This is a genomic window from Streptomyces yokosukanensis, from assembly GCF_001514035.1.
Classification (GTDB): domain Bacteria; phylum Actinomycetota; class Actinomycetes; order Streptomycetales; family Streptomycetaceae; genus Streptomyces; species Streptomyces yokosukanensis.
Map to the genome: position 1 here is coordinate 57,359 of NZ_KQ948221.1, position 17,783 is coordinate 75,141.

Consider the following 17,783-nt stretch of genomic DNA (forward strand, 5'->3'; position numbering starts at 1 on the left):
ATCAGGGTGCCAAGGCGCGAGGGGAGGGGTGCGCGTGTGAAGGCGTGGCGAAGAGCGCCGGACAGGCGGGGGAGAACGCGAGTACGCCTGCTTCCGGCAGGCGCGCGCAGGGGGTCAGCTCAACAGGAACAGGACCACACGCGACCGAAGTCGATGTGGGAGCGGGTGACCAGCCACTGCTGTGGATGCATGGGCCAAGTGGAACAGGCATCCGGTTCCGCGTCAACCGAGCCGAGACGCACGGCTCACAGTCCGGACAGCCTTGACAGGTACGGGAAACGCCCACGTACTCTCGACGGACGGCCCTGCTGAGGGGCTCGGCCGTACCGCGCCCCAGGGCGCGCCCGTGTGAAGGCACCACCTTCGTTCTGACGACTTCAACGCGTCACGGAGCCTTCGCATGTCATCCGACACCCTCGCCAAAGTCCCCACCGCACCGCAGACTCCCGGGCCCGCGGACACCCCGCGGATCGTCCCGCGGCGCCGGTACGGCCAGTGGGCGGCAGCCGTCGCCGTCCTCGCGCTGCTCGCCCTCGCCGCCGACTCCGTCCTGCGCAACAAGGCGTTCCAATGGGGCGTCGTCGCCGACTACTTCACCTCCGACGCCGTCCTGCGCGGACTCTGGCTCACGCTGTGGCTGACCGCGGTCGTGATGGTCCTCGGCTTCGCCCTCGGCACCCTGCTGGCCGCCTTCCGGCTCTCCGCCAACCCGGTGCTGCGGGCGGTCAGTTGGGGTTACGTGTGGCTGTTCCGGTCCATCCCGATCCTGGTGCAGCTGCTGCTGTGGTTCAACATCGGGGCGCTGTACCCGCAGGTGTTCGGCGTGCGGACCGTCGACCTGCTCACCCCGATCGCCGTCGCGATCGTCGGGCTCACCCTGCACGAGGCCGCCTTCGCCGCCGAGGTCGTCCGGGCCGGCATCCTCTCCGTGGACCGGGGGCAGATCGAGGCCGCCCAGGCGCTGGGCCTGAGCCGGTCGCGGCGCTGGTGGCGGATCGTGCTGCCGCAGGCCATGCGCTCCATCGTGCCGCCCGCCGGCAACATGCTCATCGGCACCCTCAAGGGCACCTCGATCGTCAGCGTCATCGCCGTCAACGACCTGCTGTTCTCCGCCCAGCTGATCTACCACCGCACCTACCAGGTCATCCCGCTGCTGATGGTCGCGACCCTCTGGTACGCGGCCGTCACCTCGCTGCTCGGCCTCGGCCAGCACTTCGTCGAGAAGTACTACGCGCGCGGCACGGAGCACGCCCGATGAGGCCGCAGCTGGTGATCGTGGGAGCCGGGCCGCGGGGGACCGGACTGCTGGAGCGGATCGCCGCCAACGCGCCCGAGCTGTACGCCGGTTCGGGCCTCGACATCCATCTGGTCGACCCGTATCCGCCGGGCGGCGGCCGGATCTGGCGCCAGGCGCAGTCGCCGCTGCTGTGGATGAACTCGCACGCCGAGGACGTCACCATGTTCACCGACGAGACCGTGACCATGGCCGGCCCGGTGCGTGAGGGCCCCACCCTGCACGAGTGGGCCGCGCTGGACGCCGGCACCTTCGCCGACCGGCAGCTCCAGGGCCGCTATCTGCGCTGGGTGTACGAACGGGCCCGCGCCGACCTGCCGCCGGAGGTCACCGTCCACCACCATCCCCAGCGCGCCCTGCGCGTCAGCGGCCCGCGCGAGGGCCGCCAGCAGGTGTGGCTGGAGGGCCGCCCGCGCCCCCTCCTGGCCGACCTGGTCATCCTCGCCCTCGGCCATCTCGACTCCGAACTCGACCCGGAGCAGCGCGCGTTGGCCGCCTACGCCCGCGAGCACGACCTGGTGCACCTGCCGCCCGACTTCACCGCCGACAGCGACCTGTCACCGCTCGGACCCGGTGAACCCGTGCTCGTCCGGGGCTTCGGGCTGGCCTTCGTCGACCTGATGGTGCTGCTCACCGAGGGGCGCGGCGGGCGGTACGAGGGCGACACCTACCACCCCTCGGGGCGGGAACCGGTGCTCCACGTCGGCTCGCGGCGCGGAGTGCCGTACCACTCGAAGATCGGCTACGGCTGGACCGGCGAGCGGCCCCCGCTGCCCCGCTTCCTCGGGCCGGCCGAGATCGAGCGCCTGTCGGCCCGGCCGGACCGCGTCGACTTCCGGCGCGACGTGTGGCCGCTGGTGGCGAAGGAACTGGGCTTCGCCCACTACCACCGGCTGTTCACCGCCCACCCCGAGCGTACGGCGATGGACCGGGCCGACTTCGAGGCGAAGTACGCCGCCGCCGGCGACCCCGCAGAGCTGCGGGCGCTCGTCCTCGCCGCCGTACCCGACCCGGCCGACCGCCTCGACCTCGACGCGCTCGACCACCCGCTGGACGGTGTGCGCCACACCTCACCCGAGGCGTTCCAGGAGGAGCTGCGGGGGTACATCGAGGCCGACCTGAGCCGCCGCCACGACCCCTCCCGCAGCGCGGACCTGAGCGTCTTCCTCGGGCTGCTCTCCGTCTACGGACAGCTCGTGCGGCTGGGGAACATCGGCCCCTGGTGGCACGGCTTCTTCAGCTACCTGGCGTCCGGGCCGCCCGGCCCCAGGCTGCGGCAGATGCTCGCGCTCTCCCGGGCCGGACTGCTCCGGTTCGTCGGCGCCGACATGACCGTCAGCGCCGAGAACGGGGTGTTCCGGGCCGCCAGCCCCACCGTGCCGGGCTTCTTCGTCGAGGCGCGTGCGCTGGTCGAGGCCCGGCTGCCCGAACCCACCCTCGGCCGGGCCCGCGACCGCCTGCTGCGCGAACTGCACGCCGACGGCGCCGCCGAGACCCCCGACGGACTGCTGCGGACCGACCCCGCCGACGGCCGGATCCTCGACGGCCGCGGACGGCCGCATCCCCGGCTCTTCGCGCTCGGCCCCTACACCGACGCCCGCACCCCCGGCGCCTTCACCCGGCCACGCACCGGCGGGGCCGCGTTCCGGCAGAACGACGCCACCGCCCGGGCGGTACTGGCCTTCCTCGGCACCTCACTCGTAAAGGAACTCGCGCGATGAGCGTCATGGTCGACATCAGATCGGTGCACAAGAGCTTCGGCTCGCTGCACGTCCTCAAGGGCGTCGACCTGCGGGTGCGCACCGCAGAGGTGACCGTCGTGCTCGGCCCCTCCGGCTCCGGCAAGTCGACCCTGCTGCGCACCGTCAACCATCTGGAGAAGGCGGACCGGGGCGAGGTCAGCGTGGACGGTGCGCTGATGGGGTACCGGCGCGTCGGGAACAGGCTGTACGAGCTGCCCGAGCGCGAGGTGCTCCGCCAGCGCACCCGGATCGGGTTCGTCTTCCAGAACTTCCGTCTCTTTCCGCATCTCACGGTCCTGGACAACGTCGTCGAGGCGCCGGTGTCCGCGCTGAAACGGCCCCGGAAGCAAGCGGTGGCGGACGCGCGCAGGCTGCTGGAGCGGGTCGGGCTGGGCGACAGGGCCGAGGCCTATCCACGGCAGTTGTCGGGCGGGCAGCAGCAACGGGTGGCCATCGCGCGGGCCCTCGCACTGGAGCCGAAGCTGCTGCTGTTCGACGAGCCGACCTCGGCACTCGACCCCGAGCTGGTCGGCGAAGTCCTCGACGTCATCCGGGACCTGGCCGCCCGGGGCACGACGATGATCGTCGTCACGCACGAGATCGCGTTCGCCCGTGAGGTCGCCGACACGGTGGTGTTCATGGCCGACGGCAGGATCGTCGAACAGGGCCCGCCGGCCGAGGTGCTGGGCGCTCCGCGCGAGGAGCGGACGCGGGCGTTCCTGGCGAAGGTGCTGTGAGCGTGGGCACGGAGGCCGGTCGCGCAGTGCTCGGCACCGCCGGTCCGCGGCGCCGTGGCCGCTCGCCGGCGCGGCGGGGACGGGGAGCGCGGCCGGGGAGGCGTCGGACATGAGCGGTCTGCTGCATCTGGCCGCCGCCGTCGATCTGCCGGGCTGCTTCGACGCCGAGCCGTACGTCGAGCTGGTCCGGCTCGCCGAGCGCGGCGGGCTGGACTTCGTGACGCTGGACGACTCCTTCGGCCGGCCCGGGCCCGACGCCCTCGGCGTGCTGTCCCGGGCCGCGCCCGCGACCCGGCGCATCGGTCTGGTCCCGACCGTCACCACCACCTACACCGAGCCCTTCCGGGTGCAGGCCGCCGTCGCGACGCTGGACCGGGTCAGCCATGGCCGGGCCGGCTGGCGGATCGAGGTGTCCACCGGCGAGGACGAGGCCCGGCTCTTCGGCCGCCGTCCCGCGGCACCGCTCAGGGCGCTGTGGCAGGAGGCGGGGGAGGTCGCCGACGTGGCCGCGAAGTTGTGGGACAGCTGGGAGGACGACGCCGAACTGCGGGACGCGCCGGGCGGACGCTTCCTGGACCGGGACAGGCTGCACCACGTCGACTTCACCGGGACCGCCTTCTCGGTGCGGGGCCCCTCGACCGCACCCCGGCCGCCGCAGGGCCACCCCGTCCGCGTGGCCGACGCCACCGGAAGCCAGGCCCGTTCCGTCGCCGCCCGGTACGCGGACGTGGCCCTGGTCCGCGCCGCGACCCCGGCACAGGCCACCGCCGTACGCGACGAACTGCGCGCTCTGGCCGCCGGGGCCGGACGGGACCCGGACGGTGTGCGGGTCCTGGTGAGCCTGCTGGTCGACCTCGGCGACGGAGAGCGCGCCGCCGAGCCCGGACACGGTGGCGGGGGACCGCGGCCCACCGCGCGCGGGCCGCTGTACCGGGGCGGCCCGGTCGATCTCGCCGAACTGATCGCCGGCTGGCACGCCGACGGTGTCACCGACGGCTTCCACCTCGTGCCCGTCGAGCCGCGCCGTGACCTGGAGCGGCTGGTCAACGGCACGGTGGCGCTGCTCCAGCACCGCGCGCTGTTCCGCACCTTCTACCCGGGCAGCACCCTGCGCGAGCACCTGGGCCTCGCCCGGCCCGCCAACCGGTACGCCGGGACCGGGGGAGCGTCATGAGCCCACGGCGGCAGGTGCATCTCGCGGTCCTCGCCCCGGGCACCGACGAGACCACCGGATGGGCGGACCCCCGCACGGACCCGTGGACCTCGTTCGCCTCCTTCGAGCGCCTGGCCCAGGTCGCCGAGCGCGGACTGTTCGACTTCCTGCTGCTCGACGAGGGGCTGCGGCTGCCCGAGCACCGAGGCCGCATCCACGACCTCGAACCGGTGGGCCGGCCGGAACCTGCCGCGCTGCTGAACGCGCTCGCCGGGAGCACCGCACGGCTGGGGCTCGCCGCCACGGCGGACACCGCCTTCGGCGAACCGTACGAACTCGCCCGCAGGATAGCCACGTTGGACCACCTGAGCGGGGGGCGGGCGGCGTGGCGGGTGACGGCCACGCCGGACGCCGCCGAGAACTTCCGCCCCGGCGCAGACTCGGAGCACTCCGCGCGGACCGCCGAATTCGTCACCGTGGCGAGGCTGCTGTGGGACTCCTGGACAGCTGACGGGACGCCCCGGCCGTTCGCGCACCGGGGCCGGCACTTCGACATCGCGGGCGAGTTCGGGCTTCCGCGTTCACCGCAGGGGCGGCCCGTGGTGATCCACACGGGCGAGTCCGAGGAGATCGGGGAGCTGGCCGCGGCCACGGCCGATGTGCTCCTGACCCGGCCCGGCCCGCTGGAGGCGGCCCGCCTGCGCTACGCCCGCGCCCAACGGCGGCTCGCCGCGTACGGCCGCGCACCCGAGGGCTTGAGAATCATGCCCGGCGTCACCGTCGCGCTCGGGGACACCGCCGCCGAGGCGCAGGAGCGGGCCGCCGGGATCCGACGGCAACGGGTCACTCCGCGGTACGCGTTGTACGTGCTGGAGCGGCTGTGGGGCGTGGACCTCTCCGGGCACGACCCCGACGGCCCGCTGCCCGCGATCGCCCCTCGAGGCCGGGACGCGGACACCCTGGCGCGCGTCGCGAGATGGCGGGCGCTGGCCCAGGAGAAGGGGCTGACCAGCCGGGAGACCGTGATCGAGGCGAGCGGCAGGCCGTCCTTCGTCGGCACGCCCGACTCGGTCGCCGCCGAGCTGCACGCCCATGTCCGCGAGGGAGCCGCCGACGGATTCCTGCTGGCGGCCGACGGGCTGGAGGAGTTCGTGGACCGGGTGGTGCCGCTGCTGCAGGTCCGTGGCGTGTTCCGCACGGAGTACGAGGGCGCCACTCTCCGCTCCCATCTCGCGCTGTCCCACCCGGTGGGGGAAGGCTGATCACAGATGAGAGGAACGACGGGGGCGACTTCCGGACACTCCCGGGACTTGGGTGGCCGATGGGGAAGGCGTGTGTCGGGCCGGTGTCAAGGGCTGATGCGTAAGGGTGGTTTAAAGTCCTACGGCCGAAAGGCCCCCTTGTGGCGACCGGTCGTTCGGCCGAATACTCCCCCTCAGCGCTTGTCAGGGGGCATGCGTGTTCGGAACCCGGCCGTTCCCCTGGCTGCGCCTCACCGGCCCCGACCCCACGCGGGCCCCCGACTTCCCCTGGGAGGGAACGAAAAGTGAGGAACAAGCGCACCACTCCCCGCAACGGCAACGCGAGACGGACCCGGCTGATCGCCGTGGCCACCGGCTTCCTGGCCGCGGCCGCGTTCGCCGCCCCCACCGCGAACGCCAGCGACAACCACACCTTCAGCGCGGCCCAGCTCGGCACGGCGAGCAAGTCCGTCGGCAAGGCCGATGTGCCCGGTACGGCCTGGGCGGTGGACGGCAAGTCCAACCGCGTCGTCGTCACCGTCGACAGCACGGTGTCCAAGGCCGAGATCGCCAGGATCAAGCGGCAGGCCGGCGCGAACGCGGACGCGCTGACCATCAAGCACACCTCCGGCAGGTTCAGCAAGCTCATCAGCGGCGGCGACGCCATCTACGGTGGCCAGTACCGCTGCTCCCTCGGCTTCAACGTGCACAGCGGCAGCACGTACTACTTCCTCACCGCCGGTCACTGCGGCCAGGTCGCCTCCACCTGGTACAGCAACTCCGGCCACACCACGGTGCTGGGCACCAACGTCGGCTACAGCTTCCCGGGCAACGACTTCGCGCTCGTGCGGTACACCAACTCCTCGATCGCGCACCCGAGCGCGGTCGGCAACCAGAGCATCAGCAGCGCGGGCACGCCCAGCGTGGGCCAGACCGTCTACCGGCGCGGCTCGACCACCGGTACGCACAGCGGGCGGGTCACGGCGCTGAACGCCACCGTCCACTACGACAGCGGTGAGACCGTCAGTGGCCTGATCCAGACTTCCGTGTGCGCCGAGGGCGGCGACAGCGGCGGTTCGCTGTACGCGGGGTCCGTGGCCTACGGCCTGACCTCCGGCGGCAGCGGTGACTGCACCTCCGGTGGTACGACGTTCTTCCAGCCGGTCACCGAGGCGTTGAGCTACTACGGGGTCACGCTGCCCTGACGGCTCCCGCCGCGGCACTCGATTGCGGTTCGGCCCCCGTACGCCTTTGGGTGTGCGGGGGCTCTTTGTTGGCCGGGGCAGGCGAAAACAAGCCAAGAGCTGTCGTCACGTTCCGCTGAGGGCTACTTGCACGTTGTATTTGCAGTGCGAATTTCCTGGCGTGACCGTGGTCAGTCACGTGCGGAGGGGGGTGCGAAGCCTCCGCGCGCGCGTCCTGAAGTCAACCTTGTGTGCTCCCTGTGTCGTTCGGAAGAGTGGGCCCCCGTCAACCAGCCTTCCGGTCCGTCGGGTCCCCACAACTCGCGGACCATCCCCCCACAGGAGGACGTGAGTTGAAGCACCGACGCATATCCCGGCGGCGGGTCGCCGTGGCCGGTGCGGGAATCGCCGCACTGGTCGCCGCGGGTGTCACCTTGCAGAATGCGAACGCCAGCGAGCCGGTGAAGTCCGCTCCGCAACTGAAGGTCCTATCCGCTCCGGCGGCCGGAAACCTCGCTTCCACGCTGCTGAAGAACCTCGGCTCGAATGCCGCCGGCAGCTACTACGACGCCCAGGCCAAGAGCCTCGTCGTCAACGTGCTCGATCAGAGCGCGGTGAACACCGTCGAGACGGCCGGGGCCAAGGCGAGACTCGTCGCCAACTCGCTCGCCGCGCTGGACGGCGCGCGGACGACGCTGAAGAAGGACGCGACCATCGCGGGGACGTCCTGGGCGACCGATCCGGTGAGCAACAAGGTCGTCGTGACCGCCGACAAGACGATCTCCGGCGCGGAGTGGACCAAGCTGAGCAAGGTGGTCGACGGGCTTGGCGGCAAGGCCGAACTGAAGCGATCGAAGGGGGAGTTCAAGCCCTTCATCGCCGGAGGCGACGCGATCAGCGGTTCCGGTGGGCGCTGCTCGCTCGGCTTCAACGTGGTCAAGGACGGGCAGCCGTACTTCCTGACCGCCGGGCACTGCACCGCGGCGATCTCCACCTGGTCGGACTCCAGCGGCAAGGAGATCGGGCAGAACGCGGAGTCCCACTTCCCGGGGACCGACTTCGGACTGGTCAAGTACACGGCGCAGGTGGACCACCCGAGCGAGGTCGATCTGTACGACGGGTCCACCCAGAAGATCACCGGTGCCGCCGAGGCGACGGTGGGGATGAAGGTGACGCGCAGCGGGTCGACGACCAAGGTGCACGACGGCACGGTCACCGGGCTGAACGCCACGGTGAACTACCAGGAGGGCACCGTCAGCGGTCTCATCCAGACCGATGTGTGTGCCGAGCCCGGTGACAGCGGGGGCTCGCTGTTCTCGGGGAGCAACGCCGTCGGGCTGACGTCCGGGGGCAGCGGCGACTGCACCTCCGGTGGGGAGACGTTCTTCCAGCCGGTCGCTGCCGCGCTGTCCGCCACGGGGACGCAGATCGGCTGAATTCACTCGTTCCATGGAGTCCCGTCCCCGGCGTGTGCGGGGGGCGGGACTTCGTGCGTACGGCGGCTGCCGGGAGTCCGGGCGGGCGAGGAGCGACCGAACAACGGGTCGCACATGCGTTCGAGAAAGGAGTATGGTGGGGGTGGGGAGATTGGGAACTGATGTTCGATACCCCTCGGGGTCATGAGTGCGGGAGGTGCGGATGCCGGGCTTCACGCATCTGCACACCGCCTCCGGGTACTCCCTGCGCTACGGCGCCTCGCACCCGGAGCGGCTGGCCGAGCGCGCCTCCGAGCGGGGTATGGACGCCCTCGCCCTCACCGACCGTGACACTCTGGCCGGCGCGGTCCGCTTCGCCAAGGCCAGCGCGAAGGCGGGCATCCGGCCCCTCTTCGGGGTGAACCTCGCGGTGACCCCGGCGCAGGCGCCGCAGCGGGAGAAGCGCCGCACCCCGGTCCGCGGGGGTGCCTTCGTGGACGAGTCGGTACCCCGGGTCACCTTCCTCGCCCGGGACGGCGCCCGGGGCTGGGCCGACCTGTGCCGGATCGTCACGGCGGCGCACCGGAGCGGGGCCGCCTGCCGGCTGCCCTGGCCCGACGCTCACGGCGCCGGCCTGACCGTCCTGCTCGGCCCCGGCTCCGACGTCGGCCGGGCCCTGGCCGCCGGCCGCCCCGACCGCGCGGCCGGGCTGCTCGCCCCCTGGCGTGAGGTCTACGGCGACGCGCTGCGCCTGGAGGCCGTCTGGCACGGTCGTACGGGTACGGGGCCCGGTTCCCTGCGGCTGGCCGCCCGTACCGTCGGCTTCGCCGCCGAGCAGGGGGTGCGGCCCGTGCTCAGCAACGCCGTCCGGTACGCCGACCCCGGCCAGGGGCCGGTCGCCGACGTGCTGGACGCGGCCCGCCGGCTGGTCCCGATCGACCCGACGAAGGAGCTGGACTCCGACGAGGCCTGGCTCAAGGACGCGACCGCCATGTTCCGGGCGGCCGAGCGGATCGTGGAGGCTGCCGGGTATCGGCGGGACACCGCCCACCGGCTGCTGGAGCAGACCCGGGCGACGGCCGCCGAGTGCCTGGTCGACCCCGAGGGCGACCTCGGCATCGGGACGGTGCGCTTTCCCGAGGCGCATCTCGTCGGCGCCGGCCGCCGCACCGCCCAGCGGGCGCTCGCCTCGCGGGCGGTGGCGGGGATGGTGCGGCTCGGGTACGGCGGCAGGCGTGCGTACTGGGAGCGGATGCACCACGAGCTGGACATCATCGGCCATCACGGCTTCGCCTCCTACTTCTTGACCGTCGCCCACGTCGTGGACGACGTGAAGGCGATGGGAATCCGCGTCGCCGCCCGTGGCTCCGGCGCCGGGTCGTTGGTGAACCATCTGCTGGGCATCGCGAACGCCGACCCGGTCGAGCACGGGCTGCTGATGGAGCGGTTCCTGTCCAAGGAGCGGGTCGTGCTGCCCGACATCGACATCGATGTGGAGTCCGCGCGGCGGCTGGAGGTGTACCGGGCGATCATCGGGCGGTTCGGGCAGGAGCGGGTCGCGACCGTCTCCATGCCGGAGACCTACCGGGTCCGGCACGCCGTCCGGGACGTGGGTGCCGCCCTGTCCATGGACCCGGCCGACATCGACCGCATCGCCAAGTCCTTCCCGCACATCCGGGCGCGCGACGCCCGTGCGGCGCTGGAGGAACTGCCCGAGCTCAAGCGGCTCGCGGGGGAGAAGGAGAAGTACGGGAAGCTGTGGGAGCTGGTCGAGGGGCTGGACGCGCTGCCGCGCGGAGTCGCCATGCATCCGTGCGGGGTGCTCCTCTCCGACGCCTCCCTGCTCTCCCGTACGCCGGTCGTGCCGACCAGTGGCGAGGGGTTCCCCATGTCGCAGTTCGACAAGGAGGACGTGGAGGACCTCGGGCTGCTCAAGCTCGATGTGCTGGGGGTGCGGATGCAGTCGGCGATGGCGCACGCCGTTGCCGAGGTGGAGCGGGTGACCGGGGAGCGGGTCGATCTGGACGCGGTGCCGGCGGGCGATCCGGAGACGTACCGGTTGATCCGGTCCACCGAGACGCTCGGGTGCTTCCAGATCGAGTCGCCCGGGCAGCGGGACCTGGTGGGGCGGCTGCAGCCGAGCACTTTTGACGATCTCGTCGTGGACATCTCGTTGTTCCGGCCCGGACCCGTCGCCGCCGACATGGTGCGGCCGTTCATCGAGGCGCGGCACGGGCGGGCGCCGGTGCGCTGTCCCCATCCGGATCTGGAGGAGCCGCTGAAAGGGACGTACGGCGTCGTCGTCTTCCACGAGCAGATCATCGACATCGTCGCCATCATGACCGGGTGCGGACGGGGCGAGGCCGACCGGGTGCGACGAGGGCTGTCCGACCCGGAGTCGCAGGGGCGGATCAAGGTGTGGTTCGCGCAGCAGGCCGCGGTCCGGGGGTATGGCGCGGAAACGATTCAGCGGACCTGGGAGATCGTGGCGGCCTTCGGGTCGTACGGGTTCTGCAAGGCGCATGCCGTCGCCTTCGCCGTGCCGACGTATCAGTCGGCCTGGCTGAAGGCCCATCATCCGGCCGCCTTCTACGCCGGGCTGCTCACGCACGATCCGGGGATGTATCCGAAGCGGCTGCTGCTCGCCGACGCGCGGCGGCGCGGGGTGCCGATCCTGCCGTTGGACGTGAACGCGTCCGGGGTCGCCCATCGGATCGAACTGGTGTCCGAGTCCGGGGCGTGGGGGCTGCGGCTCGCCCTTTCCGATGTGCATGGGATCAGCGGGGCGGAGGCGGAGCGGATCGCGGACGGGCAGCCGTATTCCTCCCTGGTGGACTTCTGGGAGCGGGGGCGGCCGAGCCGGCCGGTGGCGGGACGGCTCGCTCAGGTGGGGGCCCTGGACGCCTTCGGTGCCAACCGGCGGGATCTGCAGCTGCATCTGACCGAGCTGCACCGGGGTCTGCGGGGCGGTGGCGGTGACCGGCTTCCTCCCCCGCTGCTCGACGCGTGGGAGGCGCCCCCGGCGGACGGCGGGAAGACCGCGTCGGCGGGACTGCCGGACCTGACGTCGGCGGAACGGCTCAGCGCCGAGCTGGGTGTGCTGTCCATGGACACCTCACGCAATCTGATGGACGACCACCGGGAGTTCCTGGAAGAGCTGGGCGTGGTCTCCGCGCGCCGGCTGCGCGAGGCGCGGCACGGTGAGACCGTGCTGGTCGCGGGCGCCAAGGCGGCCACCCAGACCCCGCCGATCCGCTCCGGCAAGCGGGTCATCTTCTCCACCCTGGACGACGGCACGGGCCTGGTCGACCTGGCGTTCTTCGACGACTCGCACGACGCCTGCGCCCATACCGTCTTCCATTCGTGGCTGCTGCTGGTGCGGGGAGTGGTGCAGCGGCGCGGTCCGCGCAGTCTGAGCGTGGTGGGGTCCGCCGCCTGGAATCTCGCCGAGCTGGTGGAGCTGCGTGCCGAGGGCGGTCTCGACGAGGTGGCGGCGCGGCTCGCGGAGCCGGTGCCCGAGGACGCGGACGGCGATCCCACCGGTGGGCGGCGGATCCGGCTGTCGACCGGATACGAGATGCATCCGTGGGCCGATCTGCGGCCCGCGGGGCAGGAGGCCGCACAAGGGCCTGCTGCCGTACGGAAGTTGTGGCACCAGAGTCCGGGGAGTGCGGGATGACCATTCTCTGCGTACGTTTCCAGCTGCCGCCGATGTACGAGGCGGCCCTGCCGGGACTGCTCGGGTTGCTGGAGGACTTCACCCCGGTCGTCGAGGCGCTGCCTCCGGACGGGGCGCTGGCCGATCTGCGCGGTGCCGAGCGGTACTTCGGGCGCAGCGCGGTGGAGCTGGCCTCGGTGATCCGGGTGCGGGCGCTCGCGCGGTACGGCGTCGACTGCATGATCGGTGCCGGTCCGGGGCCGATGCTGGCTCGCGTGGCGCTGCGCGACGCCCGGCCCGGGGTGACATGTGCCGTGCCCGAGGGCCCGGGCGGCAGCGCGGAGTTCCTCGCCGCGCGGCCCGTGTCCGCGCTGCCCGGCGTCGGCGCGGCGACCGCCCGGACCCTGGGCGAGTACGGCCTGGACACCCTGGGTCTGGTCGCCGGTGCGCCGCTGTCCACGCTCCAGCGGCTGATCGGCGCGCGGGCGGGCCGCGAGCTGCGCGAGAAGGCGAGCGGCATCGACCGGGGCCGGGTCGTGCCGAACGCCGTCTCACGGTCGCTGATGACGGAGCGGGCCTTCGACGTCGACGAGCTGGACCCCGACCGGCACCGCAGGGCGCTGCTGTCCGCCGCCGAGGAGATCGGCGGGTGCCTGCGCGCGGTGGAGGAGATCTGCCGCACCCTGACCCTCACCGTGCGCTACGCCGACGGCTCCTCGACCACCCGCAGCCGCACTCTGCGGGAGCCGACCGCGCACTCGGCGGCCCTGACGAAGGCGGCCTACGGCATGTACGAGGCGCTCGGCCTGCAGCGTGCCCGGGTTCGCGCCCTCGCCCTGCGCGCCGAGGGCCTGGCCTCCGCCGACCAGGCCTCCTACCAGCTCACCTTCGACCCCGTGGACGAGAAGGTCCGCCGGATCGAGGAGGTCGCGGACCGCGCGCGGGCGAAATTCGGACCGAGGGCGGTGATGCCGGGCGCCCTGGCGGCGTGACCGCACTCGGACGGGCGCCGGCCGGCCCGGGGCGGGGATGCCTTCGGACGGGCGTCAGCTCGCCCAGGGCGGGGTGATACGGGTGCCGTCCGCCAGCTCCGCCTCGAGGCCGACGGAGGTGGTGACCCAGGAGAGCGCGGTGTGATCGGTCGGGTTCTCCACGGCGAAGGGCGTACCGGGGGTGACGATCACGGTGTCGCCCGCCCCGATGCGGTCGGTCCGGCCGTCGAGGGTGATCAGCAGCTCGCCCACCAGCAGATGGAAGATCTCCTCGCGGTTGACGGTGTGGGCGGGCGCCTTGGTGCCCGCCGGGATCTCCCCGCGCCAGGCGCACAGCTCCTTGCTGCCGGTGCGCGGGGTGGCGTACGAGACGAAGCGGGCGCCGTGGAGCTCATGGGTCGTGGCCTGTGCTGCGCGGACGACGGGCATGGCGGTGGTCTCCGATCAAGTGGTCAAGTGGATTGACTATATAGTCAAGCTGCTTGACCATCATGTCAAGGGTGTTTCAATGCCTCCGTGCAGAACTCCGAAGCCATGGCCCTGTCCGCCGCCCTGCTCGCCGTCGCCGGTGACCTCACGCAACGCATCCATGAGGGGGTCGTCGCGCGGGGGTTCGCCGATCTCCGGCCGGTGCACGGCTTCGCCTTCACGAGGCTCGCCCCGGGCGGGGCCACGGTCACCGATCTCGCCGCGCATCTCGGGGTGACCAAGCAGGCCGCGAGTCAGCTGGTGGACGAGATGGTGCGCAAGGGGTACGTCGAGCGCCGGCCGCATCCGCAGGACGCGCGGGCCCGGCTGGTCGTGCTGACCGAGCGCGGCTGGGCCTGCACCCGGGCGGCGGAGGAGGCGGCGGCCGGGGTGGTGCGGGCGTGGGGCGATCTGCTGGGTGAAGGCGAAGTGCGCCTGTGGGGGGAGCGGTTGGCGAGGATCGCTCCGCATGGACCGATCCGGCCCGCCTGGTGACGGTCTGTCAGGGTTCCATGGGGTCCAGTGATGCCGTGGTTATCACTGGAAGTTTTTACTGACGCGTAACTTCACACTTGCACTACTCGCCCGTAACTTGACGAGTGAACAGCATCCTCGTGATCCGGATCACAGGGTAAGGCCGTCGTACCTCCCTTGAGCCGCAAGGAGATCACCCGATGCTGCCCTGGAAGCGAGTGCTCAGACCCCTCGCCGCGCTGCTCCTCACCGCCGCCGTCGCCACCGTTCCCGCCGCCGCGGCGCATGCCGCCGACGCTGCTCCGCAGAGCGGCTGGAACGACTTCTCCTGCAAGCCCTCCGCCGCCCACCCCCGTCCGGTCGTCCTGGTGCACGGCACCCTGGGCAACTCGGTCGACAACTGGCTGTCCCTCGCCCCGTATCTGAAGGACCGCGGATACTGCGTCTTCTCCCTCGACTACGGTCAGCTGCCCGGCGTCCCCCTCTTCTACGGCCTCGGCCCCATCGACAAGTCGGCCGAGCAGCTGTCGGCCTTCGTGGACAAGGTGCTCGCCGCGACCGGAGCCGCCCGGGCCGACCTGGTCGGGCACTCCCAGGGCGGCATGATGCCCCGCTACTACCTGAAGTTCCTCGGCGGAGCCGCCAAGGTGAACGCCCTCGTGGGCCTCGCCCCCGACAACCACGGCGCCACCCTGAGCGGCCTCACCAACCTGCTGCCGTACTTCCCCGGCGCCGCGGACCTGATCAAGGCCACCACCCCCGGCCTCGCCGACCAGATCCCCGGCTCGGCCTTCCTCGCCAAGCTCAACGCGGGCGGCGACACCGTCCCCGGGGTGCACTACACGGTCATCGCCACCAAGTACGACGAGGTGGCCACGCCGTGGCAGAGCCAGTACCTGAGCGGCGCGGACGTCCACAACGTGCTGCTGCAGGACCTGTGCCCGCTCGACCTCTCCGAGCACGTCGCGATCGGCCTGTTCGACCGCATCGCCTTCCACGAGGTGGCCAATGCGCTCGACCCCGCCCACGCCACCGACACCACCTGCGCGTCGGCCTTCAGCTGACGTGCCGCCGGGGCCTGTCCGACCTGAGCCGCCGGACAGACCCCGCACCCCTCAGCGGCGGTGGGCGCCGCCCGCCGCGCGTCGCCGCACCGACAGGAACAGCGCCGTCGAACCGAGCGCCAGCGCCGCGGCGCCGCCCATCGCGAGGTACGAGGTGCCGGAGGAGGCGCCGGTCTCCGCGAGATTCTTCGCGGTACCGGCCGCCTTCGGGGCGTTGGGCGCGCCGCTCGGCCGCTGTGCGGGCTGCTGTGCGGGTTCCTGGGCCGGCGGCGTGCTCGCGTCGTCGCCGCCGTGGCCGTGGTGCTGCATCGTCGACTTGTCGGCACCGTCCGCGATCTGCCGGTCCGAGGGCGCGGAGGCCGTCGGTGCCGGGCTGTTGCCCGTGCCGGCCGAGCCGGCGCCGCCGAAGTCCACGTCCGAGCAGGAGTAGAACGCCTCCGGGCTGTCCGAGCGCTGCCAGATCGCATACAGCAGCTGCTTGCCCGACCGCTGCGGAAGCGTGCCGGAGAACGTGTAGAAGCCGCCCGAGGCGACCGGGTCGGTGGCCGTCGCCACCGGGTGCGCCAGATCCAGCTCGGACCAGGACAGCGGCTCGGCCGGGTCGTAACCGGGCTTCGTGACATAGACGTTGAACGTCCCCTTGTGCTGCGCGGTCACCCGGTACTTGAAGGTGTACGACCCGCTGTGCACACTCGTCGCCGGCCAGTCGGCGCGGGCCAGGTCCAGGCCCTTGAACTCCTCGCTGTTCGCACTGCACAGCTTGCCGTCCGGGATCAGCTTCTGGTGCTGTCCGGCGGCATCGCCGATCCGGATGCCGTTCCAGTCGTACAGCGCCTGCGTGCCGCCGGCCGCCACGGCCGCCTTGCACGCGGCCGACTTCGGGCTCTCCGGCCCCTCCGCGTAGCACTGCGAGACACGGCTGACCGGATCCCCCATCGAGCCGTGCGCGGACGCGGGCGCCGCGGCGAGCACGGTCAGGGCGAGCGACGGCAGACCGAGCACGGCGCCGACGGCGGCCGTGCGGCGGGCACGAGCGGGCATGCGGAACTCCTCGAAAGACGGATCTTCGGCGGGGCTGGATCCCGTGGGGGTGTTCAGAACCTAGCCCCGGGAAACCGCGAAATCGCCTGCTGGAGACGGGGGGAGGAGATCCTTATGGTGCCGTTAAGACCGGACTAACCGGGGGCTCAGGAAGAGGGGGAGGGACCCTTTAGCCGACCTGCGTCCGAGCAGGGCTACTGTCCGTGGCGGTCCGTGTTCGTCCGCAGCCGGACGCCTTGGTTGGCTCCCGGATTGGCTCCCGGCTGCACCTGGGTATCTTGCGTCGGGAAACTACGCACATGGCTCCGGAGGCCAAGCGAGATCGCACCTCCGAGATACCTCTGAGCTGCTGAAACACTCTTCTGGGTGGTTCCACCCGCTCATCTCACGCGCCACTCACGCACGGGCCGACCGATGCTGGGCACGCGGGGAGCGACGTGGTCCGTGCCTTGATGGGCGGAGAGGCTGGCTGCCCCCGCAGTGTTACAGCCCAGACCCGAACAACCGGACACTGACATTGCGAGGGTGTCCGGCCTATCTACCCAGGTCAGAGCCATGACCGGACAGTTGGACACATGGGACAGGTCCGTTCTCCACGACTGCGTTGTGCCGTGCAGGTAGTTCAGCGGGTCCCGTGCGGGATCCCATACGAGGAGCACCGCCTTAGGAGAGAGGCTGGGCTGTCCTGCCGCTGACCAGGGGCTTCCAAAACTGGTGAGATGCCCAGCAACTCGACTGCCAGACACCTTCGTTGACCGTAACTGACCGCTGCATCTGGCACGGCAGTGGCACGAACCTCAGCCAACGACAGCCAGCCACGACGGCGGGTGCGCCGGCCGACCAGGCACGCGTATGCCTCGCTGTACCCCCACTGGCCTCAGCCACGTTACTGGCTTGTGTCGTCGACCAGAGCCCAAAGCGAGGTGGGTGAACGGTCTCCGTTTCATTATTGGGCCCGACCGCTGTCATCGTGATTACCCTGCCCGACCTGGTTGCAATAACTCCGCGCGTTTCTGCGCCCCCTGCACACCGTCAGAAACTGACGTCGCCCCGGACGCTCTTTATCTGGACAATCTTGCCCACGTTAGCGTTGTCGGATACTGCGATGCGATTGTTTTGCACCTCATCGCGGCTGTACCCTTCAGCTTCGAGAGTTGACAACAAAGCCTCCTGGAACTGGCTATCACCATCCAGGTAACGGTCAAGCACCGCGCGAAGATTGTTTCTTACTGACTCGTCAGAGGGTGCTTCTTCGCACTCCTGCAGAGCCTCAATGGCCCCCTGATCCCTCCCGAATTTCCGCCTCAAAAAGTCAGCTAC

14 protein-coding genes are annotated in these 17,783 nt (G+C 71.4%); 11 read left to right on the top strand and 3 right to left on the bottom strand.

Translation table 11 applies throughout. From position 1 onward, the window contains the following. Positions 1–400 precede the first annotated feature (400 nt). The 9 genes from AQI95_RS33215 to AQI95_RS33255 all read left to right on the top strand — a co-directional run bounded on the left by AQI95_RS33215 (position 401) and on the right by AQI95_RS33255 (position 13,416). A complete protein-coding gene (locus AQI95_RS33215; RefSeq protein WP_067132624.1) occupies positions 401–1,258 on the top strand; it encodes an amino acid ABC transporter permease in 858 nt (285 codons plus the stop codon). Then, positions 1,255–3,015, top strand: a complete 1,761-nt coding sequence (locus tag AQI95_RS33220; RefSeq protein WP_067132627.1) for an FAD/NAD(P)-binding protein — start codon at positions 1,255–1,257, stop codon at positions 3,013–3,015. Before AQI95_RS33215 ends, AQI95_RS33220 begins: the two co-directional genes overlap by 4 nt. After that, on the top strand, positions 3,012–3,773 hold the full coding sequence (locus tag AQI95_RS33225) for an amino acid ABC transporter ATP-binding protein (protein WP_067132630.1): 762 nt from the start codon (positions 3,012–3,014) through the stop codon (positions 3,771–3,773). Before AQI95_RS33220 ends, AQI95_RS33225 begins: the two co-directional genes overlap by 4 nt. A 109-nt stretch (positions 3,774–3,882) precedes the next feature. Next, positions 3,883–4,947 (top strand): LLM class flavin-dependent oxidoreductase, encoded by a 1,065-nt coding sequence (locus tag AQI95_RS33230; protein ID WP_067132634.1) that lies wholly within the window; start codon positions 3,883–3,885, stop codon positions 4,945–4,947. After that, on the top strand, positions 4,944–6,188 hold the full coding sequence (locus tag AQI95_RS33235; protein ID WP_067132637.1) for an NtaA/DmoA family FMN-dependent monooxygenase: 1,245 nt from the start codon (positions 4,944–4,946) through the stop codon (positions 6,186–6,188). The genes AQI95_RS33230 and AQI95_RS33235 overlap by 4 nt, the downstream gene beginning before the upstream one ends. 284 nt (positions 6,189–6,472) lie before the next feature. Continuing rightward, positions 6,473–7,372, top strand: a complete 900-nt coding sequence (locus tag AQI95_RS33240; protein WP_067132639.1) for a S1 family peptidase — start codon at positions 6,473–6,475, stop codon at positions 7,370–7,372. Positions 7,373–7,704: 332 nt separating this feature from the next. Further along, the gene (locus AQI95_RS33245; RefSeq protein WP_067132642.1) at positions 7,705–8,787 is read left to right on the top strand and encodes a S1 family peptidase; all 1,083 of its coding nucleotides are present in this window, start codon (positions 7,705–7,707) and stop codon (positions 8,785–8,787) included. A gap of 202 nt (positions 8,788–8,989) precedes the next feature. Next, a complete protein-coding gene (locus tag AQI95_RS33250; RefSeq protein ID WP_067132936.1) occupies positions 8,990–12,445 on the top strand; it encodes a DNA polymerase III subunit alpha in 3,456 nt (1,151 codons plus the stop codon). Then, entirely contained in the window at positions 12,442–13,416 is a 975-nt protein-coding gene (locus AQI95_RS33255; RefSeq protein ID WP_067132645.1) for a DNA polymerase Y family protein, read from the top strand. Before AQI95_RS33250 ends, AQI95_RS33255 begins: the two co-directional genes overlap by 4 nt. 54 nt (positions 13,417–13,470) lie before the next feature. Here AQI95_RS33255 and AQI95_RS33260 read toward each other — a convergent pair whose 3' ends face one another. After that, positions 13,471–13,845 (bottom strand): cupin domain-containing protein, encoded by a 375-nt coding sequence (locus AQI95_RS33260; RefSeq protein ID WP_067132649.1) that lies wholly within the window; start codon positions 13,843–13,845, stop codon positions 13,471–13,473. A gap of 87 nt (positions 13,846–13,932) precedes the next feature. Between AQI95_RS33260 and AQI95_RS33265 the strand changes: the two genes are divergently transcribed. Continuing rightward, complete coding sequence (locus AQI95_RS33265; RefSeq protein ID WP_067132651.1) at positions 13,933–14,379, top strand: MarR family winged helix-turn-helix transcriptional regulator; 447 nt, start codon at positions 13,933–13,935, stop codon at positions 14,377–14,379. A 179-nt stretch (positions 14,380–14,558) separates the two neighbouring features. Next, positions 14,559–15,422: an esterase/lipase family protein gene (locus AQI95_RS33270; protein ID WP_067132654.1), complete on the top strand. Its 864-nt coding sequence runs from the start codon at positions 14,559–14,561 to the stop codon at positions 15,420–15,422. Between the two features lie 51 nt (positions 15,423–15,473). On the opposite strand, the gene AQI95_RS33275 is transcribed toward AQI95_RS33270, so the two are convergent. Beyond that, on the bottom strand, positions 15,474–16,463 hold the full coding sequence (locus AQI95_RS33275) for a lytic polysaccharide monooxygenase auxiliary activity family 9 protein (RefSeq protein WP_067132657.1): 990 nt from the start codon (positions 16,461–16,463) through the stop codon (positions 15,474–15,476). 1,032 nt (positions 16,464–17,495) lie between these two features. Next, on the bottom strand, positions 17,496–17,672 hold the full coding sequence (locus tag AQI95_RS47530) for a hypothetical protein (RefSeq protein WP_159056620.1): 177 nt from the start codon (positions 17,670–17,672) through the stop codon (positions 17,496–17,498). Positions 17,673–17,783: the final 111 nt, after the last annotated feature.

Coding starts and splice junctions, on each gene's coding strand:
- AQI95_RS33215 (WP_067132624.1), top strand. CDS start 401: ATGTCATCCGACACCCTCGCCAAAGTCCCCACCGCACCGCAGACTCCC.
- AQI95_RS33220 (WP_067132627.1), top strand. CDS start 1,255: ATGAGGCCGCAGCTGGTGATCGTGGGAGCCGGGCCGCGGGGGACCGGA.
- AQI95_RS33225 (WP_067132630.1), top strand. CDS start 3,012: ATGAGCGTCATGGTCGACATCAGATCGGTGCACAAGAGCTTCGGCTCG.
- AQI95_RS33230 (WP_067132634.1), top strand. CDS start 3,883: ATGAGCGGTCTGCTGCATCTGGCCGCCGCCGTCGATCTGCCGGGCTGC.
- AQI95_RS33235 (WP_067132637.1), top strand. CDS start 4,944: ATGAGCCCACGGCGGCAGGTGCATCTCGCGGTCCTCGCCCCGGGCACC.
- AQI95_RS33250 (WP_067132936.1), top strand. CDS start 8,990: ATGCCGGGCTTCACGCATCTGCACACCGCCTCCGGGTACTCCCTGCGC.
- AQI95_RS33255 (WP_067132645.1), top strand. CDS start 12,442: ATGACCATTCTCTGCGTACGTTTCCAGCTGCCGCCGATGTACGAGGCG.
- AQI95_RS33260 (WP_067132649.1), bottom strand. CDS start 13,845: ATGCCCGTCGTCCGCGCAGCACAGGCCACGACCCATGAGCTCCACGGC.
- AQI95_RS33270 (WP_067132654.1), top strand. CDS start 14,559: ATGCTGCCCTGGAAGCGAGTGCTCAGACCCCTCGCCGCGCTGCTCCTC.
- AQI95_RS33275 (WP_067132657.1), bottom strand. CDS start 16,463: ATGCCCGCTCGTGCCCGCCGCACGGCCGCCGTCGGCGCCGTGCTCGGT.